At 61.1% G+C, this 25,231-nt stretch carries 26 protein-coding genes and 1 pseudogene; 14 read left to right on the forward strand and 13 right to left on the reverse strand.

Annotation, left to right across the window (positions count from 1 at the left end):
• Positions 1 to 18: 18 nt before the first annotated feature.
• The 3 genes from ACMC5O_RS12290 to ACMC5O_RS12300 are packed head-to-tail and all read right to left on the reverse strand — an operon-like array spanning position 19 to position 1,642.
• Positions 19 to 765, reverse strand: coding sequence for an SDR family NAD(P)-dependent oxidoreductase (locus ACMC5O_RS12290; RefSeq protein WP_187708542.1), 747 nt, complete (start codon positions 763 to 765; stop codon positions 19 to 21).
• Positions 762 to 1,379, reverse strand: a complete 618-nt coding sequence (locus ACMC5O_RS12295; protein WP_426692943.1) for an HAD family hydrolase — start codon at positions 1,377 to 1,379, stop codon at positions 762 to 764. Before ACMC5O_RS12295 ends, ACMC5O_RS12290 begins: the two co-directional genes overlap by 4 nt.
• Positions 1,376 to 1,642, reverse strand: a complete 267-nt coding sequence (locus ACMC5O_RS12300; protein WP_187708541.1) for a DUF3572 family protein — start codon at positions 1,640 to 1,642, stop codon at positions 1,376 to 1,378. Before ACMC5O_RS12300 ends, ACMC5O_RS12295 begins: the two co-directional genes overlap by 4 nt.
• 49 nt (positions 1,643 to 1,691) lie before the next feature.
• Here ACMC5O_RS12300 and ACMC5O_RS12305 point away from each other — a divergent pair, with 49 nt between their 5' ends.
• Positions 1,692 to 2,072 carry a response regulator gene (locus ACMC5O_RS12305; protein WP_425506914.1) on the forward strand — a complete coding sequence of 127 codons (381 nt, stop codon included), beginning with the start codon at positions 1,692 to 1,694 and terminating at the stop codon, positions 2,070 to 2,072.
• Between the two features lie 15 nt (positions 2,073 to 2,087).
• Here ACMC5O_RS12305 and rpmG read toward each other — a convergent pair whose 3' ends face one another.
• Positions 2,088 to 2,255, reverse strand: a complete 168-nt coding sequence (rpmG, locus tag ACMC5O_RS12310) for a 50S ribosomal protein L33 (RefSeq protein WP_187708539.1) — start codon at positions 2,253 to 2,255, stop codon at positions 2,088 to 2,090.
• Positions 2,256 to 2,401: 146 nt separating this feature from the next.
• On the opposite strand from rpmG, the gene ACMC5O_RS12315 reads away from it, so the two are divergent.
• From ACMC5O_RS12315 to ACMC5O_RS12330, 4 genes are read left to right on the forward strand one after another with little or no spacing between them, the layout of a single operon-like run.
• Positions 2,402 to 2,722 (forward strand): hypothetical protein, encoded by a 321-nt coding sequence (locus ACMC5O_RS12315; RefSeq protein WP_222949850.1) that lies wholly within the window; start codon positions 2,402 to 2,404, stop codon positions 2,720 to 2,722.
• Between the two features lie 41 nt (positions 2,723 to 2,763).
• Positions 2,764 to 4,365, forward strand: a complete 1,602-nt coding sequence (locus tag ACMC5O_RS12320; RefSeq protein WP_426692944.1) for a cisplatin damage response ATP-dependent DNA ligase — start codon at positions 2,764 to 2,766, stop codon at positions 4,363 to 4,365.
• Between the two features lie 47 nt (positions 4,366 to 4,412).
• Entirely contained in the window at positions 4,413 to 5,708 is a 1,296-nt protein-coding gene (locus tag ACMC5O_RS12325; RefSeq protein ID WP_187708537.1) for a metal-dependent hydrolase family protein, read from the forward strand.
• A gap of 7 nt (positions 5,709 to 5,715) precedes the next feature.
• The gene (locus ACMC5O_RS12330) at positions 5,716 to 7,260 is read left to right on the forward strand and encodes a S10 family peptidase (RefSeq protein ID WP_187708536.1); all 1,545 of its coding nucleotides are present in this window, start codon (positions 5,716 to 5,718) and stop codon (positions 7,258 to 7,260) included.
• A gap of 57 nt (positions 7,261 to 7,317) precedes the next feature.
• On the opposite strand, the gene ACMC5O_RS12335 is transcribed toward ACMC5O_RS12330, so the two are convergent.
• The gene (locus tag ACMC5O_RS12335) at positions 7,318 to 8,136 is read right to left on the reverse strand and encodes a cold-shock protein (protein ID WP_187708535.1); all 819 of its coding nucleotides are present in this window, start codon (positions 8,134 to 8,136) and stop codon (positions 7,318 to 7,320) included.
• A gap of 233 nt (positions 8,137 to 8,369) precedes the next feature.
• On the opposite strand from ACMC5O_RS12335, the gene ACMC5O_RS12340 reads away from it, so the two are divergent.
• From ACMC5O_RS12340 to rpoN, 5 genes are read left to right on the forward strand one after another with little or no spacing between them, the layout of a single operon-like run.
• Entirely contained in the window at positions 8,370 to 8,990 is a 621-nt protein-coding gene (locus ACMC5O_RS12340) for a ribonuclease D (RefSeq protein ID WP_187708534.1), read from the forward strand.
• Positions 8,991 to 8,993: 3 nt separating this feature from the next.
• On the forward strand, positions 8,994 to 9,632 hold the full coding sequence (lptC, locus tag ACMC5O_RS12345) for an LPS export ABC transporter periplasmic protein LptC (RefSeq protein ID WP_187708533.1): 639 nt from the start codon (positions 8,994 to 8,996) through the stop codon (positions 9,630 to 9,632).
• A 5-nt stretch (positions 9,633 to 9,637) separates the two neighbouring features.
• A complete protein-coding gene (locus ACMC5O_RS12350; RefSeq protein WP_187708532.1) occupies positions 9,638 to 10,171 on the forward strand; it encodes an LptA/OstA family protein in 534 nt (177 codons plus the stop codon).
• A 4-nt stretch (positions 10,172 to 10,175) separates the two neighbouring features.
• Entirely contained in the window at positions 10,176 to 10,949 is a 774-nt protein-coding gene (gene lptB, locus ACMC5O_RS12355) for an LPS export ABC transporter ATP-binding protein (protein WP_187708531.1), read from the forward strand.
• 26 nt (positions 10,950 to 10,975) lie between these two features.
• Positions 10,976 to 12,457 (forward strand): RNA polymerase factor sigma-54, encoded by a 1,482-nt coding sequence (gene rpoN, locus ACMC5O_RS12360; RefSeq protein ID WP_187708530.1) that lies wholly within the window; start codon positions 10,976 to 10,978, stop codon positions 12,455 to 12,457.
• Here the strand turns inward: rpoN and ACMC5O_RS12365 are convergent.
• The 8 genes and pseudogenes from ACMC5O_RS12365 to ACMC5O_RS12400 all read right to left on the reverse strand — a co-directional run bounded on the left by ACMC5O_RS12365 (position 12,454) and on the right by ACMC5O_RS12400 (position 21,274).
• The gene (locus tag ACMC5O_RS12365) at positions 12,454 to 13,224 is read right to left on the reverse strand and encodes an endonuclease/exonuclease/phosphatase family protein (protein WP_187708529.1); all 771 of its coding nucleotides are present in this window, start codon (positions 13,222 to 13,224) and stop codon (positions 12,454 to 12,456) included. The two genes, rpoN and ACMC5O_RS12365, sit on opposite strands and share 4 nt — an antisense overlap.
• A 132-nt stretch (positions 13,225 to 13,356) precedes the next feature.
• Positions 13,357 to 14,475 (reverse strand): hypothetical protein, encoded by a 1,119-nt coding sequence (locus tag ACMC5O_RS12370; RefSeq protein ID WP_222949849.1) that lies wholly within the window; start codon positions 14,473 to 14,475, stop codon positions 13,357 to 13,359.
• Positions 14,476 to 14,766: 291 nt separating this feature from the next.
• Positions 14,767 to 15,234: pseudogene (locus tag ACMC5O_RS12375) on the reverse strand (TniQ family protein); the annotation flags it as partial.
• A gap of 60 nt (positions 15,235 to 15,294) precedes the next feature.
• Complete coding sequence (locus ACMC5O_RS12380) at positions 15,295 to 17,019, reverse strand: TniQ family protein (RefSeq protein WP_426692945.1); 1,725 nt, start codon at positions 17,017 to 17,019, stop codon at positions 15,295 to 15,297.
• Entirely contained in the window at positions 17,020 to 18,099 is a 1,080-nt protein-coding gene (locus ACMC5O_RS12385) for an AAA family ATPase (RefSeq protein ID WP_426692946.1), read from the reverse strand. It lies immediately after the preceding gene.
• Positions 18,096 to 19,643: an integrase catalytic domain-containing protein gene (locus tag ACMC5O_RS12390; protein WP_426692947.1), complete on the reverse strand. Its 1,548-nt coding sequence runs from the start codon at positions 19,641 to 19,643 to the stop codon at positions 18,096 to 18,098. The genes ACMC5O_RS12385 and ACMC5O_RS12390 overlap by 4 nt, the downstream gene beginning before the upstream one ends.
• A gap of 482 nt (positions 19,644 to 20,125) precedes the next feature.
• Entirely contained in the window at positions 20,126 to 20,326 is a 201-nt protein-coding gene (locus ACMC5O_RS12395; protein WP_187708523.1) for a hypothetical protein, read from the reverse strand.
• A 612-nt stretch (positions 20,327 to 20,938) separates the two neighbouring features.
• On the reverse strand, positions 20,939 to 21,274 hold the full coding sequence (locus ACMC5O_RS12400; protein ID WP_426692948.1) for a hypothetical protein: 336 nt from the start codon (positions 21,272 to 21,274) through the stop codon (positions 20,939 to 20,941).
• Between the two features lie 119 nt (positions 21,275 to 21,393).
• Here ACMC5O_RS12400 and ACMC5O_RS12405 point away from each other — a divergent pair, with 119 nt between their 5' ends.
• The 4 genes from ACMC5O_RS12405 to ACMC5O_RS12420 all read left to right on the forward strand — a co-directional run bounded on the left by ACMC5O_RS12405 (position 21,394) and on the right by ACMC5O_RS12420 (position 25,129).
• Positions 21,394 to 21,987, forward strand: coding sequence for an energy transducer TonB (locus ACMC5O_RS12405; protein WP_187708522.1), 594 nt, complete (start codon positions 21,394 to 21,396; stop codon positions 21,985 to 21,987).
• Between the two features lie 480 nt (positions 21,988 to 22,467).
• Positions 22,468 to 23,310 (forward strand): UDP-2,3-diacylglucosamine diphosphatase, encoded by an 843-nt coding sequence (locus ACMC5O_RS12410; RefSeq protein ID WP_426693532.1) that lies wholly within the window; start codon positions 22,468 to 22,470, stop codon positions 23,308 to 23,310.
• Positions 23,307 to 24,371: a glycosyltransferase family 4 protein gene (locus ACMC5O_RS12415; protein ID WP_187708521.1), complete on the forward strand. Its 1,065-nt coding sequence runs from the start codon at positions 23,307 to 23,309 to the stop codon at positions 24,369 to 24,371. The genes ACMC5O_RS12410 and ACMC5O_RS12415 overlap by 4 nt, the downstream gene beginning before the upstream one ends.
• 176 nt (positions 24,372 to 24,547) lie before the next feature.
• On the forward strand, positions 24,548 to 25,129 hold the full coding sequence (locus ACMC5O_RS12420; RefSeq protein WP_187708520.1) for an esterase/lipase family protein: 582 nt from the start codon (positions 24,548 to 24,550) through the stop codon (positions 25,127 to 25,129).
• The last annotated feature ends 102 nt before the right edge of the window (positions 25,130 to 25,231 follow it).

Consider the following 25,231-nt stretch of genomic DNA (forward strand, 5'->3'; position numbering starts at 1 on the left):
ACCCGCTGGCGCTTCTGGTCAACCCTCGCGGTTAACGGTGAAGCCGGCCCAGCTCTGGCTGACCGGCATCAGCTCGATCGTGTTGATGTTGAGGTGCGGCGGCAGGTTGGCCAGCCACCAGAACAGGTCCGCGAGGTCTTCCGAGGTCATCGGCTTCATGTTTGCATAGAGCGCGTCCGAGGCAGCCTTGTCCCCTCCTGTCCTCACAATAGTGAACTCGGTCTCGGCCATGCCCGGCTCGATCGAGGTCACCCGGACACCGGTTCCGGCGAGGTCGCAACGAAGGTCAAGCGAGAACTGGCGGACGAACGCCTTGGTCCCTGCATAGACCGCTCCACCTTTGTAGGGATACGTCGCAGCGACCGAGGACAGGTTGATGATCTGCCCCTTGCGCTCGACCAGCTTCGGAAGAAGCACGCGAGTGAGCGCGACCAATCCCGCGATATTTGTGTCTAGGACTTCTTCGATCCGCTCCCAATCCGTCTCCGGCATCGGGGTCATTGGTGGCGCCAAGCCCGCATTGTTGAGCAGGAGGTCGATGTCGCCCCAGGGCGGCGAAAGATTCGAAAGGCTTTCGACGGCCTCGCGATCGCGCATGTCGATTTCCAGCGGCAGGAGGGCGTCGCCCAGCTCTTGCTGAAGCTCTCGGAGCCTCTCGGCGCGACGGCCGGTGCCGATAACTCGCCATCCGTCGGCTGCAAAGCGCCTTGCCGCGGCCTGACCAAATCCCGCAGTCGCGCCAGTAATGAGGATGGTCTTGGTCATTTCTTCTCCGAAAGCTTGTCGAGGATCCAGTCGGTGGCGGTGGGCCAGTCGTCGATCCGCGCGTGGGCGTGCTCGGCCATTGGAACGGCTCCCGCAACGCGAGGCTCCGCGATCATGTGAAGCCGCCAGACCTTGGGAGCATGTTTCGCGACCGAAGCGTGATGCATCGGCAGATCGTCGACGAACACGGCTCCCGAGGGACGGCGCTTCTTGAGCAGCTGCTTCACCGGCGCGCCCTTGCCGCCGGTGTTGCAGATGACGTCATGGCGTATGCCGTGGCTTGCAAGCTGCTCCACGCGCCAGGGATGCGCCTCGTTGCCGAGGTTGGTGAGGATGACGATGTCCGCGGCCTCGCCGATCCGGCCGAGCGCTTCTACTGCCCCCGGAACCAAGGTCTGGCGGTGCATTTCCCCGCGAAAGAACGCGTCGAGCAGGATCCAGGCCTGGTCGAGCGCAAGCGACTCGCCTGTCTGGACGACGGTCATCGCCTCGGACCAGCGGCCGGTTTCCAGCTCGAAGCGGACACCATGCTCCGCCTCCAGCCACTCGGCGAAGTGGCTGACCATATGCAACAGCACTTCGTCACAATCGGTGATGAGCAGCGGCCGCTTCACGCTTCCAGGTCCTCCCGGGCTGCGACCAGCTCCGCCGGCTTCACGCCCATCGCATCGGCTACATCGATCAGGTCGGGTTCGTGCGCTTCGAGGAAGCGCAGCAATGCGGCAAGCAACGCCGGCTCCGCAGCCTGGAGGCGCAACTCCTCTGTGTCGATTCCGGACAGGTCGAGGAACCGCCGGGCGCGGCGTTCGTCGGTCAGTGTGGCGGCAAGCGCGGAGAGCGCGAGCGTCTCAGCGTCATTTGTCGAGCGAGCCCGCATGGCTTAAGTCGTTGCTAGAGAGAGTGGGGGGAATATTCGGTTGGCCAAGATCCTGATTGTCGAGGACAACGCCCTCAACATCAAGCTGTTCTGCGATCTGCTCGCAGCGCATGGCCATGAGCCGCAGGCCGTGACCGACAGCCGCCTCGCCCTCGACGCAGCGCGCGAGTTCGTTCCCGACCTGGTGATTACCGACATCCAGCTCCCGCACGTCAGCGGGCTGGAGCTCATTCAGCTGATTCGCGCCGACGAGGCGATCAAGGACGTGCCGATCATGGCGGTCACCGCATATGCGACCGCAGGCGACGAGGAGCGCATCCGCGGAGCGGGCGCTGAATCCTACGTGACGAAGCCGATTTCAGTCGCGCGGTTCGTGCAGGAGGTGGACTCACTGCTCGCGCGGAAAGAGCCGGTAACCGCCGACGCGTAAAGCGCCGGCAGCGGCTTACTTGATCTTCGCTTCCTTGAACTCGACGTGCTTGCGCGCGACCGGGTCGTACTTGCGGAAGCTCATCTTCTCGGTCTGGTTCCGAGGGTTCTTCTTGGTAACGTAGAAGAAGCCCGTGTCGGCCGTGCTGACGAGCTTGATCTTGACGGTTGTCGGCTTGGCCATCGCGCCTATCCCAAATGCTTGAAACGAAGAGAGCGGCGCGCGAGGCGGCCGCTCGATCGCCGGCGCAAATGACTGGCCCGAGCCGTTTTGTCAAGAAGACGCGGCCGCGTAACACGCTCTTAACCATCATCGGTGAAACTGCGCTCATGGCTCGGGCACGCAAATCTGACTCGCTAAGCGACGTTCGTCAGCAGCTCGGTGAGCGCATCGCCGACCTGACGAAGCGCGCGACCCGACTGTCGCCGCTCGATATCCACGCCCAGATGGACGCGATCCGCGAGGTTGCGGCGATCAACGGGTTTGCCGCGCTCGAATGCCTTGCGCACCGCTCGGCACAGCTGGCGCTTCTGCCCGGCCACCGCGTTTCGTTGCAGTGCTGCCTCGAACATATGGATGAAGCTCTTTCGAGCAATCGCAGCACCGACACGAACGCAATTCTCGCCGCGCTTGCCATTCGTCTTCACTAAAGTTTCGGCACCGCAACGCCATTGAGGCATTGTGATGCCCGATGCGCGCCTTCTCCCAGCTGCTGGACGACCTCGTCTACACGCGCTCGCGCAACACCAAGCTCAAGCTGATCGGAGATTACCTCAAGGAAACGCCCGACCCTGATCGGGGGATCGCGCTCGCCGCGCTGACCGCGACGCTCGACATTCCCCATGTAAAACCGGCTGCCATACGCGGGCTGGTCGAAGAGACGATCGACCCGGTCCTGTTCCGCATGAGCCGCGACTATGTCGGCGATTCGGCGGAGACGATTTCGCTGCTCTGGCCCAATGCGGCAGATGGCGAGCCGGAGCTGGACGACGCTACCGTCAGCATTTCCGCCGCCGTCGATCGCCTTCGCTCGGCAAGCAAGATGGACGCGCCGAAGGTGCTCGCAGAGATGCTCGACCATCTCGATGCGTCCGGCCGGTACGCGCTTCTGAAGCTGGCGATGGGAGCATTACGCGTCGGCATTTCGGCCCGGCTCGCAAAGCAGGCGCTTGCCGACGCCTTCGGGATTGACGTCGAAGCGGTCGAGGAAGTCTGGCACGGCCTCGCTCCGCCCTATCTGGAGTTATTTGACTGGGCCGAAGGCCGCGGGCCGCAGCCGACTGCGCGCGACGTTCCGGTTTTTCGGCCCTTCATGCTCGCCCATCCGCTCGAAGAAACGAAGGTCTCGCTCGACGACTATGCGGCGGAGTGGAAGTGGGACGGAATCCGCGTCCAGATCGTGCGGACAGCGGGGCAGACGCGCCTCTACAGCCGGACCGGCGACGACATCAGCGGCAGCTTCCCCGAGATTGCCGAGGCCTTCACGGCGGAGGGAGTTCTCGATGGCGAGCTTCTCGTTCGAGGCACCGATCAAGGCGCTGCCGATCTCCATGGCGGGGCGGCCGCCAGCTTCAACGCGCTCCAGCAGAGGCTCGGCCGCAAGAACGTCAGCCAGAAGATGCTCGGCCAATATCCGGCGTTCGTGCGTCTCTACGACATATTGCTCGAAGGTGCCCGCGACCACCGCGAACTGCCCTGGTCCGAGCGGCGCAAGCGGCTGGAGAGCTTCGTCCCGACGCTCGAAGCCGAGCGGTTCGACATCTCGCAGCTGATCAAAGCGGCGAACTTCGACGAGCTGGAAGCTCTCCGCGCGGGTGCCCGCGACGCGGCGATCGAGGGCATCATGCTGAAGCGTCGAGACAGCCCCTATGTGGCGGGTCGCCGGGCAGGCCTCTGGTACAAGTGGAAGCGCGATCCGCTGACTGCCGATTGCGTGCTGATGTACGCCCAGCGCGGTTCTGGAAAACGCTCAAGCTATTACAGCGACTATACCTTCGGCTGCTGGAACGAAGCGGGCGAGCTGCTTCCCGTCGGAAAGGCCTATTTCGGTTTCACTGACGAGGAGCTGCGCTGGATCGACCGCTGGGTCCGAAGCCACACGATCCAGCGCTTCGGCCCGGTCCGCGAAGTCGAGAAGAGCCTGGTGTTCGAAGTCGCCTTCGATTCGATCCACAAGAGCACTCGTCACAAGTCCGGCCTCGCCATGCGTTTCCCTCGCGTCAGCCGTATCCGAACGGACAAGCCGGCGAACGAAGCCGACCGCATCGAGGCCCTGCTCGCCATGGCCACTTGAAGCGATTGCGACTCCCGTTACGGTCACGCACCGAAGGGGAGAGTTGCATGCTGAAACTGTTAGCCGCCGTCGCGGCGCTGACCGCCGCTTCCACTGCCAGCGCCGAAACCTACGCAATCCAGGCCGGACGTCTGATCGTCGATGCCGCGCAGCCCGCACGCGGAGCGTCGACCGTGATCGTTGAGAATGGGCGGATCGCGCGGATTGAGAACGGCTTCGCTGCGCCCGCCGGTGCGACGATCGTCGACGAGCGCGGCCGCACGGTGATGCCGGGCATGACCGACGTCCACGTCCACTTGACGCAGACCTCCGGGACACCCTGGTATGCGTACTTCACGAAGAAATATTCCGCTCCTTACGCGACCACTCTGGGCCTGACGCATGCGCTGGAAATGGCGCGCGGCGGGTTCACCACGGTCCGCGATCTCGGTGGCGATGCAAGCGCAGTGACCGCGGTTCGCGACGCGGTAGCGGAAGGACGCTTTCCGGGTCCGCGCATCCGAGTCTCCGGCGACCCTCTCTCGATCATCGGCGGTCACGCGGACGCGGCGACCGGTCTCCCGCCCGAGTTGGCGCAGGCCGTGAACGACGCGCACTTGAGCCCGGCCGTTTGCACCGGCGTCGAGCAGTGCCAGACGGCGGTTCGCAAGCTCGCGGCCGAGGGCGTCGATGTCATCAAGATCATGGCAACTGGGGGCGTCCTCGATCCGGGGGCGATGGGCCTCGAACAGCATTTCAGTGACGCCGAGATGAAGGGCATCGTCGAGGCGGCCCACGCAATGCACCTCAAGGTGGCCGCCCACGCTCATGGCGCGCAGGGAATCCTCGCCGCCACCAACGCGGGCGTCGATTCGATCGAGCACGGCACCTTCCTCGATGCCAAAGGCGCTCAGGCGATGAAGGCGCACGGTACCTATTATTCAGCGACCCTCATGGCGTTCAGCGGAGTCCAGGCGCTGATGGGCAGCGGCAAGCTGCCGCCCGAATCCGAAGCCAAGGCGCGGCAGACCTTCGCCGTCTGGGGCAAAGGGCTGAACCTCGCCTATCGCTCCGGCGTGAAGATCGCCCTCGGTACCGACAGCGCTGTCGCTCCTCACAATCAGGCCAACAAGGAACTTGAGCTGATGGTAACGAAGGGCGGGATGACTCCGCGGGACGCCCTGATCGCTGCGACGAAGGGCGGTCCGGACCTTCTCGACATCTCAAGCGAGACCGGGACTCTCGATCCCGGCAAGTCAGCCGACCTGATTGCAGTCGAAGGAGACCCGTTGGTCGATCCGACCGCTGTGCAGCGCGTCGGCTATGTCATGGTCGGCGGCAAGCCGATCCCGATGAAGGACTGACCGAAGCATGCGTTCGTCACTATTGGCGCTGAGCCTCCTCCTCTCCACCACCGCCTTTGCCGCCGATACGCCAGCCCCTGCCGGCGATGCCCCGCCAGCGAAAGCGAAAGAGGAAGCCGCGAAGCCGGATCCGGATGTCGCCGCCGCAAGCGTCGAGGAAGACGCCCAGCCGAAGAAGCGCTCGATCTCGATGCGCGACCGGTCGCTGAGCTACACGGTCACGCCTGGTCACCTGACGATCCGCGACGATGACGGCGCGCCCAAGGCGAGCATGTTCTACGTCGCCTACACGGTGGACAACGGGCGCGGTCCCGTTCGGCCAGTGACCTTCCTGTTCAATGGCGGGCCGGGTTCGTCGACCATGTGGCTGCACATGGGCAGCTTCGGGCCGGTGAAGGTGGACGCCTCGCTTCCCGAAACGGTTCAGGGCCCTCCGTTCCGCTACGGTGCGAACCCGGACACGTTGCTGGACGTCAGCGACCTTGTGTTCATCGACGCGCCGACGACCGGGCTCTCGCGGCCATTGGGCAAGGCCGAATCGAAGGACTTCTTCGGTGTCGACAAGGATCTCGATGCGTTCGGCCGAACCATCCAGCGCTACCTGACCAAATATGGGCGCTGGAATTCGCCCAAGTTCATCATCGGCGAAAGCTACGGGACGACCCGAGCGGCGGGCCTATCCACCGCGCTCGCGGACCGCGGCGTTCAGCTCAACGGCATCGTGCTCGTCTCGACGGTGCTGAACTTCAACAGCTTCAACGGCGATCAGTCGATGGTCAACTTCTTGCCGACCTATGCGACCAACGCCTGGTATCACGGCAAAGTCGCCGAACCGAAGCCGGACCTGATGAGCTGGGTGGCCGAGGCGAAGGCGTTCGCCGCCGGCCCTTACGCCGCCGCCCTACAGAAGGGCGCCGCAATCACCGAGGCGGAGAAGCAGTCCATTGCACAGCAAATGGCGCGGCTGACCGGCCTGTCGGAGGCATACATCCTTCGCTCGAACCTGCGCGTGAATCCCGACCGTTTCGAGCGCGAGCTCTTGCGGGATCGCCGCCAGATCATTGGCCGGATCGATTCGCGCTATGTCGGCACGGACGCCGACGCGGCAGGCGAGAAGCCGAGCTACGATGCACAGGCTGCGGCCATTACCGGCGCCTTTGCCGGAGCGCTGAACGACTATTTGTTCCGCGACCTCGGCTACAAGACGCCGCTCAGTTACCGGCCGAACAATTACGCCGGCATCGGCGAGGACTGGAACTTCCAGCACAAGTCGGTCGAGGGGCAGCAACTCGCAGTCGACACAAGCGCCGACCTCGCTGCGGCAATGCGCGGCAATCCCCGGATGAAGCTGCTTTCAGTGAACGGTCTCTATGACTTGGCGACGCCATTCTTCGGGGCTGATTATGACATCGGCCATATGGCGCTGGAGCCGCAGATCACGGCGAACATCCGCTACACTTACTATCCGGCGGGCCACATGATGTACACGGACCCGGGCTCTGCACGGCAGCTCAAGGCCGACCTCGCGGATTTCTACGCAAGCGCTCAATAGGCATGAAAAAGCCGGCGGGACTTGCGTCCCGCCGGCTCCTCTGCCCCCTAGGAGCTGTTATTCGCTGACCGGTGCCAGGTTCACCGCGGCATATTTGCCGCGACGATCCACCTCGATCTCGAACTCAAGTCGGTCGCCTTCGTTGAGCGTCGGCATGCCCGCACGCTCAACCGCCGAGATATGCACGAACGCATCCGGCTGTCCGTCGTCGCGCTGAATGAAGCCAAAGCCCTTCATCGCGTTGAAGAACTTGACGACGCCCGTCGCCTTTTCGCCAGTCAGCTTCCGCTCGGGCGCGCGCTCGGCCCGCTCGACCGCCATCGGCTCGCCATCGATTCGCAGGTTGGTCGCGGAAATACGCCCACCACGATCGACCAGCGTGAACTCGAGCGGCTGACCGTCGGCCAAATCAGTTAGACCGGCCTGCTCGACAGCAGAAATGTGCACGAAAACGTCTTCGCCGCCATCGTCACGGACGATGAAGCCGAAACCCTTCTGCGGATTGAAGAACTTTACGACGCCCTTGCCTTCGCCGACGACCTGGGGGGGCATTCCGCCGCCACCGCCGCCGCCGCCACGAAAGCCGCCACCGCCACCGCCGCCACGGAAACCACCGCCTCCGCCACCGCCGAAGCCGCCGCCACCGCCGAAGCCGCCGCCACCGCCGAAGCGATCACCGCCTCCGCCGCCGCCACCAAAGCGATCGCCGCCGCCGCGGTATCCACCGCCGCCACCGCCACCGCCACCGCCGAATCCGCCGCGGTCTCCGAAACCGCCGCGCTCGCCGTAGCTGCTGCTTTCACCACCGAAGAAATCGTCGCGCTTGTCACGGCCGCGACCACCGCGGTCCCCCTTACGCCCTCTATCGAAACCCATGCCCGTCTAAAATCCTTTGTGCCCACAATGTCTTAAAACCAACGCGCTGGGCCCAAAGAGCGCAACCGGTCAGGCGCATGATTGCTCACACACTGTTCAGCACCCTACAGCAAAAAACTGTGTCTCTCCAGTGATTCCAGCGCGGAACCGTGACATGGCCTCAAGAAGTGCGGCGCAAGGTCTGCTAAAGGGGGAGCGATCCGAGCGTAATGAAAGATTTTTGGGACGAGTGAATGAGCATCCATTTCCATGAAGAAGACCTGCCCGACGGCCTTAGCTTCGAAGGGGCGATTGCCGTCGACACGGAGGCGATGGGGCTCCATCCGGCGCGCGATCGGCTATGCCTGGTCCAGCTGTCTGACGGCCGCGGGGACGAGCACCTGGTCCGATTCCGCAAGGGAAGCGCTTACTCTGCGCCAAACCTCAAGGCGCTTCTCGGCGATCCGAACCGCCTCAAACTCTATCACTTCGCCCGATTCGATGTGGCGATGATCCAGGCCTACCTCGGGTTCATGGCCGCGCCGCTGTACTGCACGCGAACGGCGTCCCGTCTGGTTCGGACCTATACAGACCGGCACGGCCTCAAGGACCTTGTCCGCGAGCTTCTTGGCCACGAAATTTCCAAGCAGCAGCAGACCAGCGACTGGGGTGCACCGGAGCTTAGCGATGCCCAGCGCGAATATGCCGCGAGCGACGTCCGCTACCTGCATGCGCTGAAAGAAAAGCTCGACGAACGCCTGGTTCGGGAAAAGCGGGTTGAATTGGCGCAGTCCTGCTTCGATTTCCTTCCCCATCGTGCCTTGCTTGATCTGGCCGGCTGGCCGGAACAGGACATTTTCGCTCACGACGGATAATCGATGTCGGACCTTGCCAACCAGGAACGCGAAGTAAAACAGCGTTGGGCGGTGCCCGGGAGCTCGCACGACAGGATCGTGCGGTTCGCGAAGGTCGCGCTCCCAAGTGCTGTCGGCGTCGTGATCGCATTCCTGGCCATGGCGCCGCTCGACAAGAGTGGGGACGTGAGCTTCATCCTCGACAAGAACCAGGTGGAGAACGCTCCCGAGCGCATGCGCGTGGAGCAGGCGCGCTATGTCGGCCAGGACAATAACGGGCAGAAATTCCTGATCGTCGCCAACCGCGCGCTTCAGCGAACTTCCGAGCAGCCGATCGTCGACATCTGGGGAATGCTCGCCCGCTTCGGCCTTGCGCAGGGGCCCGTGACGGTTGCGGCGAACCAGGGCCAGTACAATCTCGACCAGCAGAAGGTGACGGTCCAGGGCCCGGTTCGGGTTGCCGGCCCAGAGGGCGAACAGCTGGTGACGCGCGACGTGACGGTCGACCTCAAGCAGAATGTCATGACCAGCGACGGCGGCGTGGCGGGCCGAATGGAGCTCGGTCAGTTCGAGGCGTCACGCCTTCGCGCCAACCTGAATGACCGAACTGTGGTCCTGGACGGCGGCGCTCGCTTGAAAATCGTGCAGGGGGCAGTCAGATGAGACCGATGCGCAGATTGCCGCTGATCCTTCTCGCCCCTGTGGCGCTCGCCACGGCGGCAGCGGCCCTCGCCCAGTCGCAGGAGCCCGTCTCGGCGCTCAAGGGACACAACAGCAACGCGCCCGTCGACGTTTCCGCCGACCGGATCGAGGTCCAGGACCGCGCCGACCGCGCAATCTTCGCCGGCAACGTGAAGGTGAGGCAGGACGAACTGAGTCTCGATACTGCCCGACTGACGGTCGCCTATACGAGCACGGGCGGTGTCCAGATCAAGCGGCTCGATGCCAGCGGCGGCGTGACGGTGCGCAGTCCGTCCGAGACCGCGCGGGGCGCTCTCGGAATCTACGACCTCGACCGAAAGCTGATCACCCTCGTCGGCGATGTCGTCCTCCAGCGCCAGGGATCGCAGATCAATGGCCAGCGGCTGGTGATCGATCTCGATACCGGACGCGCAGTGATCGATGGTGGCCCTGCCGGCGTCGGCCAAAGCGGCGGCCGGGTGACCGGACATTTCACCGTCCCTCAGAAAAAGGGCGGCTGATCCCGTGAACGAAGCCGTCACCCTCCCACGCGCGGTCATCGAGCCGGCGGCGGCGGTTGGCGGCCTGGAAGTCCGGTCGATCGCCAAGGCCTATGATCGCCGGGCCGTCTTGCACGATGTTTCGCTCGATGTTCACCGCGGTGAGGTCGTTGGCCTGCTCGGCCCGAACGGCGCAGGCAAAACCACCTGCTTCTACTCGGTCATGGGCCTGGTGAAGCCGGACAGTGGTCGGATCTTCCTGGACGGCCAGGACATCACCGAGCTGCCGATGTACCGGCGAGCGATCCTTGGGCTTGGCTATCTTCCCCAGGAAACATCGATCTTCCGCGGCTTGACCGTGGAGCAGAACATCATGGCGGTGCTGGAAGTCGCGGAGCCCGAGCCGCACGCCCGGCATGACCGGCTTGAGCAACTGCTTGGAGAGTTCGGGCTGACGCGCCTGCGCGATTCCGCCGCGATGGCCCTGTCTGGCGGCGAGCGTCGCCGCTGCGAGATCGCCCGCGCCCTCGCGGCCGACCCGTCGATCATGCTCCTTGACGAGCCCTTCGCCGGGATCGATCCGATTTCGATTGCCGACATCCGCGAATTGGTTCGGGAGCTGAAGAAGCGCGATATCGGCGTGCTCATCACCGACCACAACGTCCGCGAGACGCTCGACATCGTCGACCGCGCCTGCATCATCTACGATGGCCAGGTGCTATTCGCGGGGACTCCGCAGGCACTCGTCGCCGACCATGAAGTTCGTCGACTCTATCTCGGCGAGAGCTTCGCGCTTTAATTCTTTGCCGCTAGTCTCTTAGCGCAATGGCGCTCGGCCCACGCCTCGACCTTCGACAAACTCAGGCACTCGTCCTGACGCCTCAGCTGCAGCAGGCGATTCGCCTGCTGCAATTGTCGAACCTCGAGCTCGAAGCGGTCATCGCGGAGGAGATATCCAAGAACCCCCTCCTTGAGGCGGCTTCAGGCGGCGACGACGAGGGCGGCCCGCCCCTGGATGCGGATGCCGAAGTCGCGGTAGATTCCTCCGACGAACCAGCGGTCCCCGGCGCCGATGAACTGATGACTTCGTCGGACGGCACGTCCGATCAGCCGCTCGATTTCGACTGGGACAGCGAAGCGCTGGAAACCGACAGCTTCGCCGATGTCGTTGTCAGCAGTGGCGGCGGTGACGAAGACGGCCCGGATTTTGAGCGGATGGAATATACGGCGGACTCGCTGTCCGAACATTTGCTCAACCAGCTTCATGGCGCGTCAGGCACGGTCGGACAGCTCGCTCGGGTCATCGCAGAAATGCTCGAAGAGACCGGCTATCTGGACGTGCCGGTCCGCGACATTGCCGAAGCTACGGAGGAGCCAGTCGCGGTCGTCGGGGAGGCGCTCGGGCTCGTCCAAAGCCTCGATCCGCCCGGGGTAGGCGCTCGAAATCTCTCCGAATGTCTCGCGCTGCAGGCCAAGGCGGCTGACCGCTACGATCCGGCCATGGCGAGGCTGATCGATAATCTCGATCTGCTCGCCAAGGGCCGCATGGCCGACCTCAAGCGCATTTGCGGGGTTGACGACGAGGATCTCGCCGACATGGTCCGGGAGCTTCGCGCTTACGATCCAAAACCCGGCTGCCAGTTCTCGAGCCGGGGAGCTGAAAGCGTTTCGCCGGACGTGTTCGTCCGCCGGACTCGGCTTGGCTTTGCGGTCGAACTCAACCAGGCGACGCTTCCGAGGCTGCTGGTCAATCGCCGCTACTATCAGGAGCTGAAGACCGGACCGCAGGACAAGAAATCGCGGGCTTGGCTCAGCGAATGTCTGGCCAGCGCGAACTGGCTGGTGAAAGCGCTCGATCAGCGCGCCCGGACGATCGTCAAGGTCGTCAGCGAGATCGTAAAGCGGCAGCAGGGCTTCTTCGAGAAGGGTGTCGCCGCGATGAAGCCGATGACCCTGCGCGAGATTGCCGACGCGATCGAGATGCACGAATCCACGATCAGCCGGGTCACCTCGAACAAGTATCTGCTTTGCGATCGCGGCCTGTTCGAGCTGAAATATTTTTTCGGCTCGGGCGTCGCCTCGACCGAGAGCGAGGGCGAAGGCGCTGCTGCCGAAGCGGTAAAAGCGGCGATCCGCGAGATCATCGAAAGTGAGGCCGATGTGCTGAGCGACGACGCCATCGCCGGCCTGCTCAAGCAGCGCGGCTTCGACTGCGCCCGCCGCACCGTCGTCAAATATCGGGAGTCGATGGGGATCGGCTCATCCATCCACCGCCGCCGCCAACGGAAGATGGCCGGCGCCGCCTAAGGCGAGAGCCGCGCCCAGATTGGCAGATGGTCCGACGCGCGCCGCGCCGAGGGACTCATGTGCACGCCGGCCGCATCGATCCGCAATTCCTTGTCGACTATGATGCGATCGAGCGCCGCCACCGGGTGCCGCGAATGGAAGCTCGGCCCGGTCGGAGCGATATGGAAATGCGGTTCAAAGTCCCTGAGGCAGCCCGCCGCTTCGCGCCACTCGTTGGTGTCGCCCATCAGGATGGTGGGCATTTTCTGAGGCCGCTTTGCCACGGCCTCAAGGATCGCCCGGATCTGGCGCCGTCGCCACATTCCGGAGAGATCGAGATGCATGCCGATCACCCGGACGGGCCTCTCGCCGATCAACAATTCAGCAAGCACGGCCCCGCGCGGCTCGAATGTCGGAAGCTCAAGCGCCGCACAGTCGAGCACGCCGACATGCTGCTTCACGAGGATGGCGTTGCCGTGCCAGCCCATGTTGCGCGTGTTGATCTTGAGCAGCGCGTCGACATGCTTTCCGCCCGGCATGCGGTCCAGAACGCGCCGGTGCTTCACTCCGAAGAACACCGGCCTGTACGTCCCGTGATCGTCGATCAGCTCGTGCGGCACGGCCGCGCCGCGTCCGCCGAAGCGCTTGTCCGCTTCCTGCAGGGCGACGATGTCGGCATCCATTTCGTGGAGCACATCGAGCACGCGCTGCGGGTTTCGGCGCCGGTCGGTGCCGATGGCCTTGCGCACATTGTAGCTTGCGACGGTGATCGACGATTCAACGGTCACGACTGTGGCAACACCGGGCTCGCCAAGGCAGTTCTCAACGGAGCCGAAAAAGCGGAGCCGATCCGCGAATTCGGAAGGCAATCTCCCGCGTCGCGGAAGCGATAAAGCAGCTCTTAATCTCTTTCGGAAGCATTAAATGGGTTCCTCGTTCAGTCCTAAAGCGTGAAGGGCGCGCTCGCGCTCGAAAACGCGGTGGAAGCGAGAACCGTTCATTTCGAGGCACGGAATTCTCGCCACGCGCATGCGCTTTGTGATGATCTCTTGCGCAAGATCCGATCTGGCCGCCAACTCGGCCTTACTGACGTAACGCTCCGCGAACGCTTCGAGCGACCGGCGCGTCACAGTGTGAGATTTTGTGCGATTACGCGACGAAGGATAAATTTCCAGGAAGCCGGCCTCTATTAATCGATTAACGGCCCAGTCCCCCATCATAAGCCTCGCGCCGCCGTCGTAAATTGGTAGGCCGAACTCGACTTCATATTGCCGGTAGTCCCAACCCAATTGCTGATCCCTAACGAGCAGCCCCGCCAATCCAGCTACTCCTTTCAGCCGGCCCTCACATTCAAGCTGACCGTCCTGAATGGCTCGAACAATCTCAGCAATGCTCTGAGATCTACGGGTAATTATTGAAACGAGGTCATCCGGCTGTTCTGAGAAGGTCGGCTTCCCTTCTGCAGCCGCAGCCACGAATGCGCGGGGCGCCCTCAGATCGAACAGGTTTGCCTTCGTAGACGTCTTCCCGCTCACGCGCTGAAAAACTCCACGCTCGGCCAGTTGGAGCACGACTTTCCAACCGACACCCAACATCGCGGCGAGTTCATGTATGGTGCCAGTATGTCCGATCTTCAGCCTGACTGATTGAATCAGCTTTGCATCCAGCATCGCCGCCGGAGACCAATCCTCGACTTTTGTCTCGGTAAGCTCCGCGACGATTTCGGCAACCGCCGCCTCAGAAACCTCGTTTAAGAGCGCAACTTCACTTAGCGAAAAGCGCAACGGCTGCTGACGATTATGACGTGCCACACCACGGGCGCGGTTCAGGACAATCTCCTTCCATAGCCTCTCAAGAGCAGACATGAACGGCAACTCGCGGCGGTGTCTGCGTATGCGCTGTTCATGAAAGTGCGCGAGCGGACCAAAAACGCGCGAAAAGCCGTGACCCGCTCTCCGCGCGGCTTTCTCGCCGATGACCTGACAAAGGTCTCCGTCAGCGTCTAGCAGAAGGTCGAATGCCTCAGATGACATCCGCATGATCTCGTGAGGCGGCAGGTGTCGTCCAACATCCAGATACGGAGCGTCACTGAAAAAGAGACCAACTCGCAGACAAAGATCCGAGAGGGTCTGAAGATCATATGGGAGAGTCCAGGACGGCCTCGGAGAACCCATAAGGTAGCCAACAAACGCCGCGTCCAACGTTGCCACTTCCGCTTGGAGTTCGGAGCACCGCGCCAAATTTGCCCCACAGACACAAGACTCGACCCGCACTCTGCGGGTTTGGAGCTGGTCTCCACAGCCCGGGCATCGGGAAATCAAGGGCCGCCGATGGAGGGGGCAGCCTATAAAGGAGAGGGCCCACCAGAAACGACGATAGGGCCTGCAGTCCTCCGGCCCCTCGAGGTGCTCAAGATCGTTGGCCAAACACTCGGGACAGACTGAATCGATGAAAGCTCCTCCGGGATGAGGAAAGCGCGTGTGGTCTGTCAGCAGGATGGAGTTCAGGATGATTCCGCGATCAGTGGACAGCGGCGTTCGAGCTTTTAAGGTCTCCAAATCCTGACCCGAAACGTTTGCGAGCGCGATCAGGGACTCTTCCCGCCATGGCGAATTCATGACGTCGCCTTTCGCGCCAGCTGTATTCAAAAAGTCGGTGACATTTTGATAACCGGCCCGCCTCGCTAGGCGGCACCAGATGGAGGCGGGAGCCTCGTCCGCTCGCTCCCGTATGTAGAGAGGGGCCTTTCGTAAGAGATGTGGTGGTCTCTTCCGCAGATGTGGCCTTGGGGTTCCCATAAGACACTCCCATTGATCACGATGTCGTTGACCCGCTCGATCGACTGCTCGCCACCCGTCCTAGAGACTCAGTTGACGGCAATCCTGCAGTCGGAAAAATGTTTGGCGAACGCTCGGTGGGCCGAACGCAGGGTGAACGCCTCGTCGGTCCGCGAAACCTATCACCTGCTTGGCTGCGATATGCAGCCTCTCGGCGAGCTGAGCTGTAGTTAGATGCTCTGCGAAAAATGCCTCTACATTCTCTCGGCACAGCTTTCGCCCGTGTCGCGCCAGCACGCCCAGCTTCACCAGTTCAAGTAGGGCTTGATGATGCGCGCCGAACCTTTGACTGACGTCCTTAATGGTCCACTCGGATGCCCGTTTGAGGCTCACGCAATCCTCAACGCTGACACGGAAGTCGCTCAAGCCGCCGGTCGCAGTCAGCCGCGTGCAGCGGACGCGACCTGCAATGATGCCGTGGCAAATATTGGCGAGCGACACCGCGCGATTTCGGCACACGTCCGATAGAAGACCAGTTTCAGACGGAAGGCTTTGATATGTTGGGAGGCTGCTTACCCACCTCCGAGCCATCTCGGGACATGGGCGACCCAGATTATTCTTCAGGCAAAACTCGGCAACGAGTTGAGCAGCTTGCCGCTTGCCCACGCCAAGGACTTGGGTCGCGCTCTCGGGCTGGCGCGGCGGCAGTGAATCGGCAATCGACGCCTCTATGGCGAATGCCACACCGCGTCGGGAGCCCCGAGGAATGGCGTTGGCCTCCCTCAGCAGCGACCTTGTCGTCTCGTATGATCGTCCTAGTCTTCTAGCCAGGCCGGTGACGCTCACGGTTCCTAGGGGCGGTCGCCCACGTCGGCACTCGTTCTCGGCTATTATGCCGTGTTGGACCGCGTGCCGCTCAATCGCGGCAAGAAGCTGTTCTGAGAAGATCGGCCCTGCGCTTTGCTCGTCCGTCTCGGTATAAAGTCTGCCGTAAGCCTCTATGAGGCCCGAGCCTCTACGACCTCGGCGCTTTAAGAGACTGTCCAGAAGCAACGGGATCGAATCGACCCAATTTTTGGCGATCGTCCATCCGCGGTCCGCTGGCGTGCAAAAATCTCCGACAGCTTCGATGCCAGCATCGGAAGCGGCGAAGCTCAAAATCCTCACAGCACGAACCGCATGCCGATAGTCGAGCGCATCGAGTAGCTCGCAGCTTAAGCGGTCGCTGACTCCAAGCCGGCCGGCAAGATAGTCGCTGCAAACGGAGCGAGCGGTCGCGAATAGTCTGCAGGTCAACCGGGCGCCGCACGCGCAATAAAGCAGTGACGGGTCGGACCAACGCTGCCGCCGGCCGCAGGCGGAGCAATCGTCCGTCAGGGCGCAGCCATGCTCAGGACAAGTGGAAATCGATTGAACGTCCCAGTGGAAGCGATGACAGGCCCAGGCCCGGTCGTCGATTCCAAGAGATCGCGCTCGTTCGAAATCGCCGTTCAGACAAAGCTCACACCGCCGTCGGAACGTAGTGGACCAATCCCCAAGTCTGATCAGCTCGCCTCGGAGCTCGACTAGACGGCCTGTCGGTCGCCTTACCGGAGACCACTTCATGAGCTGCCCCGGATCTAGGCCTGCTCGAAACGCAAATTCATCGACGTTCATTCCCTTCGTGAGATCGTGCAGTGAAAATCGAAGGCGGCGTCGAAGATCTCGGAGGGCCCGATAACCCATCCTGCCCGCTAGCCTGACGAAGGCGCCATGCGCCGGCTCCATTAGCCTTGGCCGGAGCCTGAGGGTCAGAGCCCGTGACACCTACGAGCTTTTGCCTTTTCCCTTGGCTCCTATCGTGGCGTTGTTCACCGCGGGCTTCGCATTATCCCTCGCCTTGCGCGCTCTTTCGGCGTGAAGATCATCCCACAGGATTTTCAAGCGAGCCGAGGTGCAGAGAAAAGGATTGTCACTCAACGGAAGAGGTTCGGCCGCATCAATGGTTTCTGCGTCGCAATCGAATTCGATCTCCTCGTCCTCGTCGCCCCGCTTGAAGGCGACGTAAACCTCGCCGAGGAGTGCAAGATCGATCTTGGCCATCTGCCTCATGTGAGCACGCCTCAAAGCCTCGACCAAGAGCTTGCTGACGAGGCCAACCTGCCCCCCTGACGCGAGGTAGAGTCGCTTGCTGAAATCCGGCGAGTTTATGAGCGATGGTTCGGGCAACCCCATGTTCTCTTCGAACAGCCCGAGCATTGAGCGGAAGTCGGTCTGGCCCTCTCTAGTGTTGAAGCGGTAAGGATCGAGGTTCAGATCCACCTCTTTCCGTCTCTCCAGGCCCCAGCCTTTGTGGAGCTGCTGAATCTCGGGAGCTCCGGCAAGCACGAGCTGACAGTCGAGGCTGTTCAGAAGCGACACGAGAAACTTCGCCAATATTGGCGCTTCAGAGCCAAAGATGCGGTCTGCCTCATCAATGGCGATCATGAGAACATCGTGCCGCCGCGCGAAATTAGCGATCTCGTCTACGATACGGGCGGTATTCCAGTTGGCGCTGGGCTCATGGCCCATCGCCATGAGTATGGCCTCGACGAGACCCTTGCGAGTGCAGGGAAAAGGCATTTCGACCAGCACTACGGGCATCATTCGACCGTCGATTGTCTCAACGTCGGGAAAGTCGCGCTTGTGCTGCTTGAGCAACGTTGATTTCCCTGCCCCAGGGAGGCCTGTGACGATGAGCAGATGCGATGGCTGTGAGGAGCCCTCGAAGAGCTTCAGACTTCGTGCCTGGTGCAGGCGTAGACGTTGCAAGCCATGGAAGAGCAACTTGTGCTGGACGATACTTTGCTCAAGACGGCTGCTGGCGATGGTGGCTTCGAGTTCGCCAGGTGCGTACCCGACCATCATGATTTAGCCCGCCAAAGCTTCATGCGTTCCTCAATGAGGGCTGCCAGCTCATCCAAAGATTCCTCGTCGACTTGTGGCAAGCCAACTTGGTCAGCGTTCTTTGCTCTAGGCTCAGGTGAGACGACGCGCGACGGTTCGCAAGCCGCTGCAAGCTCGAACGAGTCATCCTCCAACAGGGGGTCCTGGTCGTTGGCGATGACTTGGTGCTCGAACCCCGGGACCGGGGTCACCAACGTCCCAAGGTCCCCGTACTTGGTCCATTTGAGCAGATATTTATGAGTGCTGTTCCGCTTGTATTCTCCGTTTTGAAGCGCCGCACTCTCGCGCTCTAAGCGGTTCTTGGCGCGAGCGAGGGTGGCAACCTGGATCTCCGCACCTTCGCGGGTCATCTGGCGCGCTTCGTCGAGGATGATCTTGAACTGCTCTCTGGAGACGCCGCTCATGACCTCGCGGTTGGCATTAGGTATCGTGATCCAGTGGGGCACGCGGCCTGTATCATCCAGAAGACGGATATATCCCCAGTCGGTATCGTCCCGATGAACCCGCCAGACCTTGCCAGGTCCGTGCCTCTTGCGAAGCCGCTCCATTACATCTTTGTCTAAGTACCATTGCGGACCGATCCGGATGCCATCCGACCTGATCCGACAATTGAAGATCTCGCCAGTGATGAGATGCACTTGCTCTGGGTCACGAGCCAAACGAATGCCGTAGCGCGAGGTCAGAACCTGCCACGCCATGTCAGGCGTCGTACCCCTTCCGTAGCGCTCTTCGAGCTTGGGATGCGGTCGATGATGATAGCGATCGACAATCCAGCGGATGAGCCGCTTCGTGAATTCGTCCTTATCTAGACGAGCACTTTTTGCTGATCGGTAGGCCTCGACGTCGTTAAACTTCGTTGCGCCGTCCATCAGGTCAAAGACGGCTATACCCATGTACCCGAACAGCCGCTCAATAGCACCTTTGAGCCAAGGGCTGCGACCTGGAAGAGGGACCGGAATGATGTCTAGCGCAGCGCAGGTCGCCTTGAAACTCGCGCATTTGAACTCCTTGCCCTGATCACTGATCAAGTATTTGGGCACTCCGAAGCACGCCCATTTTCGTTTGATGGACGGGAACGTCGAGAGATCCTTTGGATAAGCCGAGTGGGCAATCGCTAGGCGGACGGAGTGGTAGCTCGGCGGCTGGAAGGTGATGTGAATGCCGAGAACGCATCTCGTTGCCCTATCGAGAAGGACGGTAATCCACGGCCGACCGGCAATCCGCCCGTTCTTGTGTATCAATATGACGTCCACCAAGCAGTGATCGATCTCCACCTCATCGAGCGGGATGTCGGGTAGGTCCTGTGGAATGAAAATGCCGTGCTCGAGGAAGGCCTTCTTCCGGCCCTTGCGTGCTATGCACTGCTCTTCAGGCGTGTAGAGCCTGTCGATGTAATCGCGAAAGCCTCGATCAGACATCAGCTCGGTGGCGGGCAAGCTGCTTTCTTCGACACAGTCCTTGTACACCTCCCAAGCGGCCGTGGATGGAGGTCGCAACAACGTCATGTAGACTTCGTCGATCGCCTTCTTGGCATAATGATATGTGTCGAAGCCTGACCGATCCTTGGCCTTGTAATGGGGGCTACGGCAGCCTCTGCGGTGATAGCTCGGAATGAGAGCGCAGATGTCGCGTCCGGCATCCCGCCAATCGCCGTACCAGTTCTCTATGGTCCGGGCAGAAGGCTGTTTCACCCGCCGGTGCTTGACAGCTGGCCCGTCGAAGCTCTCTCCCTTCCGGTGGGTCCTAGAGCTATGGATTATGAGCGCCGCGTTCTTCTCTTCTGCCTCCCAAGCTTCGAAGTGGGCGGAAAAGGTCTCGCCGCGTGCCGAGAGGCAGGCGGCCCTGATCGTCCCGCAAACAGGGATGCGCTGGTCGACTTCTGACACATAAGCCAACCGCCGAGCCGCTTCTCTCCTGACGTGCGCCGGCCAAGCGGTAAAGGCCGACTGCAACATCTCGACCTTGTCAGCTTGGAGGCTGTCGAGATTTACGGGCCAATGCGGAACCTCCGCCGTCCATAAGCCTGCAACACCTCGCCGAAGGAGATGGTCTCGGGCTCATCCTCATCCTTGCCGCTCTTGAGCACGCTGATGCCCGCCTTCGTAACCTTGAGAACACGGCATAGCGGCGAAGACATGCCGTCCAGGACGAAGCAGTCCCCAACCTTCAGTCGGACCGGCGCACTCATCTGCTACTCCAACTGCCACAACAACTCGCGCGTGATAATCGATGCGAATTGTCGATTTGTCAAAGTATCAAAATGCCGTTTTCCGATGTTCTAACAATGAATGAATGCGTATCGGTTTGTTGTGGAAGTATTGTGGATGTTCTAATGAATAGGTTCTGGAAATCTTCCTGATGATTCGACACATTCGTTGTTTCAGACTCAACAAGTTCCTGCGCTAGCAATTTGGGTTGATTAACCTCGGTGTCCTGTTCTTCTTTTCCAGAAAGATCCCGTTTGCCTCAGAAATCATCTCGGATAATCTTTTGGGTCCAACGATCTTCTGCGATCAGGAAGGAACGCCGCCTACGGCGGCGCGCGTTCCATCAGGCGAGCCCTGCTCAACCGCAGCCATCCTCTCCGTCCGGCAGAATGCCGGGTTCATCGAGCCCTCGGACCCGATTGGCCTCGCCTTGTTACTGCGCCGCTTGAGCCCGGGCCTGCGATAGCTGCGCGCTTGCCTTTGAGATACGTGAGCGGATCAACGTCGGGTCGAGCCGTGCGAGACCCTAGCCCTGCCTCTTCCCGGACAACGAGCAGATCATCCTAGCGTCTGCTTTCGACCCATTGCGGACATTAGCTTAGCCACCAGAATAGTAGCGCACCGAGGCAAACGATAGCGACGGCCAAGCAACCACGGCCAGAAACCGGCTTGCTGTCATCGCATTCGCCGGTGTCGGCAAAGCGCCTGATTTCAACCCGCTGCTTTCGGCCATATTCGGCATCTTTCGCCCTTATGTCCGCGTCCGCCAGGAAGTGATGGACGATGTGAGGGCAGTCCTGATTGGGGTGATTTTCGAGATCGTCAGAGAGCTTCGTGCAGAGGTCCTCAACGGCATGCCAATCAACATTTGGTCGCTCTTCTTCGTTGAGAATAGCGATTAGGCGCTGTCGGAGCGTCGCCGTGTTCATCAGCGAACCTTATGGAAATGGTGACGACGCGCAATGTCCGCTTTCGACCCAAAGCTGACATTAGAAGCTAGAAGCTGACGCATATCGACAATGGCTGAGACCAATGCAAACTTGAACGCATGATCTGGGTTGCACTTGCCGCTCAATTGAGCGCTCCGGTTCCCATCGATTTCCTCAAGTGGTGGTCGCCCGATGACATGCCGGCCTACCACCAGATCAACGGGGTCACGCGCTGGCTGACCTATCGAGTCACGGTGAAGCCCGACGGCTCAATCCAGGCTTGCGACGTCGAGATCAGCAGCAATGACAGTTACCTCGACAGTCTGTCTTGCAACATCATCAAAAAGCGTGCGAAGCTGGCACCGGCGAAGTGGACCGACGGATCACCCGTCCAGGGTGTCTTTCGAGCCGGAGTGACATGGGCGGTCGGAGACGATCCGCCTCCGAACCTCAGGCCGCCTGACGTTACGGTTAAAGTAGACCAAATTCCCAAAGGGGCTCGCTCGTCGGGCTATGCCAAGGTGATGTTCGCCGTTGATGAACACGGTCGCGTTTCTGATTGCGTGGAATATCCTGAAAACGAGCGGCCGGAACTGGTCGATGCAGCCTGTCAGGCAGTGATTGAGAGCTACAAAGCCACAGCGGCCGCAGGACCGAATGGCTACGCCGTACGGTCGGTTCAAAACGCTGAAGTTAAGGTATCGAAGAAGTGACTGCCGTAGCGATGGCGAACCAATTCGTTCGACTCGATTTGAGCAAGCGCCAATGTCCGCTTTCCACCCATTGCGGACACTACAGGCAGCTGCTGCCGAAGAAGCAAGCGAACACGATTATCCCGTAAAGAGCCAGCGCAACTAAGAAGGGTAGCGTTATTAGGAGCCAACGCCTTTGGCGCTTTCTGTGCGCCAGGAATACTCCCAGCAAGGATGCCAAAAGAAAAACGATGAAGGCGAACGTGAACATTTTTGTCTCAATCGCAGGGAGGCGTTAATGTCGTCTTTCCACCCAAAGCGGACATTCGCGGAATAATCACGGGCAAGCGATAAGGCGCCATAAGACTGTAGCAGTCACGCAACTCGGCTGACACGGCCCAGACCTACTCTGTTCCATATCAAGGAGGCGGGGAGGGTGCCGTGTCCAACAGTCTGCCGAATGATCTGATCGTAGGTCGGAGTGCTTCCGCTGCAGGGCGACTGACGCCTAAGTGGATTGAGGAACCCATTCACTTCGAACCTCATCGCCCAAGACTAGTATTCCGCACCGTCTGGATCTCCGACACGCATCTTGGGACTCCTGGATGCAATGCGGAGATACTGCTCGACTTCCTCAAGGCGATCGAGTGCGAAACCCTTTACCTCGTCGGCGACATCATCGACGGCTGGCAGCTGCGAAAGGGTTGGTACTGGCCGCCACGCCACAACGATATCGTCCGTTGCGTGTTGAAGATGGCGAAGCATGGAACGCGGGTCATCTATGTTCCCGGTAATCACGATGAAGTCTTCCGCGACTATATCGGGCTTCACTTTGGCGGCGTCGAAATCCTGCCCGAAGCTGTGCACGTCACGGCAGATGGGCGGACTCTGCTAATCGTCCATGGCGACGAATTTGACGGCGTCGTCCTCTATGCGCGCTGGCTCGCGTTCCTTGGCGACAGCGCATACTCAATGCTGCTCAAGCTGAACGCTGCTCTCAACCGCTGCCGCCGGATGATAGGCAAGCCTTACTGGTCGCTGTCAGGCCTCCTGAAAAAGAAGGTCAAGAATGCCGTCCAGTTCATTTCCAGCTTCGAGGAGGCTGTCGCACGTGCGGCGTTCGAACGCGGCGCTAACGGCGTCGTCTGCGGCCACATTCACACTGCCGAGGTCCGTCAGATCGGCGACGTCACTTATTACAATGATGGGGACTGGGTGGAGAGCTGCACCGCTCTGGTTGAGCACGCAGACGGGCAGATGGAGATTCTCAACTGGGCCGAGCGCAAACGGAACGAAGCTAGCGCGGCAGCCCCCCATCCCTCGAATCAGCTAGCCGCAGCGTGAGGATCGCGATCGCTACCGACGCCTGGCGTCCGCAGGTAAATGGAGTCGTACGGTCGCTCGATACGACCGTCGAGCATCTGCAGCGCCGCGGACATGAGGTGGTCGTCATCGAGCCGGGCATGTTCCGGACTATCCCGTGTCCGACTTATTCCGAAATTCGCCTCGCGATCGCTTGCGGGCGGCAGGTTTCCGCAATGCTCGACCGGATCGCACCTGACCGTATTCATGTCTCGACCGAAGGTCCGATCGGCTGGGCGACACGCAGCTGGTGCTTGAAGCGCAATCGTCAATTCACGACCGCATTCCATACGCGCTTTCCCGACTATGTTTCGATCCGGACAGGCATTCCGGCCGAATGGATCTGGAAGGTGATGCGGCGTTTTCACGGCGCGGCGGAACGCACGTTCTCGGCGACAGCAACGCTTGAGAGGGAACTCAACCGGCACGGAATTGCGCAAACACATCTTTGGCCGCGTGGTGTGGACCTCGACCAGTTCAGCCCCCACATCTGTCCGCATCCTGCATTGTTCAGGCTTCCTCGGCCGCTGCTGCTCAACGTCGGGCGGGTATCAGTAGAAAAGAACATTGGGGCTTTTCTCGACTGCAATGTGCCCGGAACGAAGGTCGTAGTCGGTGATGGGCCAGCGCTCGAAAGCCTGTCGCGGCGTTACCCCAAAGTTGTCTTCATGGGCGCGATGCACGGCGCGGAGTTGGCGTCTTGCTATACGGCGGCGGACGTATTTGTGTTCCCAAGCCGGACGGATACGTTTGGATTGGTCAATATCGAGGCATTGGCATGCGGCGTGCCGGTCGCTGCATATCCCGTTCCAGGGCCGCTCGACATTATCGGAGAAGACGGCCGAGGCGTTCATGACGGGTCTCGTCGAATTGGGGCGCTCGATGAAGATTTGGGCGCCGCAATCCATCTCGCTCTCACCGCCGACCGGGGCGCCGCGGTCGCTGAAGGTCGGCGTTACTCTTGGGAGCATTGCACAGACCTGTTCGAAACAGGCCTCGCAAGCGAAACATCGCAACGCACTCCCGTTCGCGAAGCGGCCTAGGTAAGCGTTTTGCCAATCTGGGGAGCCGATGAGACTCGGTGAGGAGATCGACGCAAAGTCATGAGCCGGCGTGGGAGGGGGACGACGCCCCACCATCTCAAGGAAATTGGGGCGAGCTCCTCTGGAACTTCGGCCGGATGATTGGCACATTCCGGAAACGAGGTCCGCTCGGCCCGTTGCACGGACAGCCTGTGCTGGTGATCCCGGGCTTCCTCTGTAGTGATCAGACCACGTTTTCCCTTCGACGCGAACTCGCTCGCGCGGGATTCAGGGTTCATGGCTGGAAGCAAGGATGGAACTTCGGCGCAAAGCCGGACACGATCGAGATTCTTGCAGCAAGGGTCGATGGCCTTGGCCACGATCGGCCAATAGTCATTGTGGGCTGGAGTCTTGGGGGTCTCTATGCTCGCGAGTATGCCCGTTATTACGCTGCAAACGTAAGGGCGGTCATAACCCTCGGCACCCCTTTCTCCGGTCATCCAAAGCAGAACAATGTCTGGCGGCTGTACGAGTGGGTAGCCAATCACAAGGTCGATGATCCACCGATTCCGCGGATCACTGATAAGCCGCCCGTTCCACACCTCGCGATTTGGTCCAGGCGCGATGGGCTGATCGCACCCCGGGCAGCACGAGGGCTTGATCATGAGCGCGACGCGCAGGCCGAGCTTGATTGCCATCATATGGCATTTGCAATCTCTCCCAGAGCGGCGCGCGATGTGGTGAGGGAAGTCGAACAGTTCCTGGAAAGTCGCGAATGATACCTTTCGTCTCGCAACTTTCATCCATCGGTCATGGCTGCGCCTTGGTTTTGACTGAGAAGAGTCTCGCAGCGCGTCCGCAAGCGAGGAGCTGGGGGTTGG

It is taken from the genome of Sphingomonas sediminicola, from assembly GCF_049991885.1.
Taxonomy (GTDB): domain Bacteria; phylum Pseudomonadota; class Alphaproteobacteria; order Sphingomonadales; family Sphingomonadaceae; genus Sphingomicrobium; species Sphingomicrobium sediminicola.

Coding starts and splice junctions, on each gene's coding strand:
- ACMC5O_RS12370 (WP_222949849.1), bottom strand. CDS start 14,475: ATGCGGATGTCATCTGAGGCATTCGACCTTCTGCTAGACGCTGACGGA.
- ACMC5O_RS12315 (WP_222949850.1), top strand. CDS start 2,402: ATGGCTCGGGCACGCAAATCTGACTCGCTAAGCGACGTTCGTCAGCAG.
- ACMC5O_RS12395 (WP_187708523.1), bottom strand. CDS start 20,326: ATGAGTGCGCCGGTCCGACTGAAGGTTGGGGACTGCTTCGTCCTGGAC.
- ACMC5O_RS12300 (WP_187708541.1), bottom strand. CDS start 1,642: ATGCGGGCTCGCTCGACAAATGACGCTGAGACGCTCGCGCTCTCCGCG.
- ACMC5O_RS12290 (WP_187708542.1), bottom strand. CDS start 765: ATGACCAAGACCATCCTCATTACTGGCGCGACTGCGGGATTTGGTCAG.
- ACMC5O_RS12350 (WP_187708532.1), top strand. CDS start 9,638: ATGCGCAGATTGCCGCTGATCCTTCTCGCCCCTGTGGCGCTCGCCACG.
- ACMC5O_RS12390 (WP_426692947.1), bottom strand. CDS start 19,643: ATGACGTTGTTGCGACCTCCATCCACGGCCGCTTGGGAGGTGTACAAG.
- rpoN (WP_187708530.1), top strand. CDS start 10,976: ATGGCGCTCGGCCCACGCCTCGACCTTCGACAAACTCAGGCACTCGTC.
- ACMC5O_RS12335 (WP_187708535.1), bottom strand. CDS start 8,136: ATGGGTTTCGATAGAGGGCGTAAGGGGGACCGCGGTGGTCGCGGCCGT.
- ACMC5O_RS12400 (WP_426692948.1), bottom strand. CDS start 21,274: ATGAACACGGCGACGCTCCGACAGCGCCTAATCGCTATTCTCAACGAA.
- ACMC5O_RS12340 (WP_187708534.1), top strand. CDS start 8,370: ATGAGCATCCATTTCCATGAAGAAGACCTGCCCGACGGCCTTAGCTTC.
- ACMC5O_RS12385 (WP_426692946.1), bottom strand. CDS start 18,099: ATGATGGTCGGGTACGCACCTGGCGAACTCGAAGCCACCATCGCCAGC.
- ACMC5O_RS12320 (WP_426692944.1), top strand. CDS start 2,764: ATGCGCGCCTTCTCCCAGCTGCTGGACGACCTCGTCTACACGCGCTCG.
- lptC (WP_187708533.1), top strand. CDS start 8,994: ATGTCGGACCTTGCCAACCAGGAACGCGAAGTAAAACAGCGTTGGGCG.
- ACMC5O_RS12405 (WP_187708522.1), top strand. CDS start 21,394: ATGATCTGGGTTGCACTTGCCGCTCAATTGAGCGCTCCGGTTCCCATC.
- rpmG (WP_187708539.1), bottom strand. CDS start 2,255: ATGGCCAAGCCGACAACCGTCAAGATCAAGCTCGTCAGCACGGCCGAC.
- ACMC5O_RS12325 (WP_187708537.1), top strand. CDS start 4,413: ATGCTGAAACTGTTAGCCGCCGTCGCGGCGCTGACCGCCGCTTCCACT.
- ACMC5O_RS12330 (WP_187708536.1), top strand. CDS start 5,716: ATGCGTTCGTCACTATTGGCGCTGAGCCTCCTCCTCTCCACCACCGCC.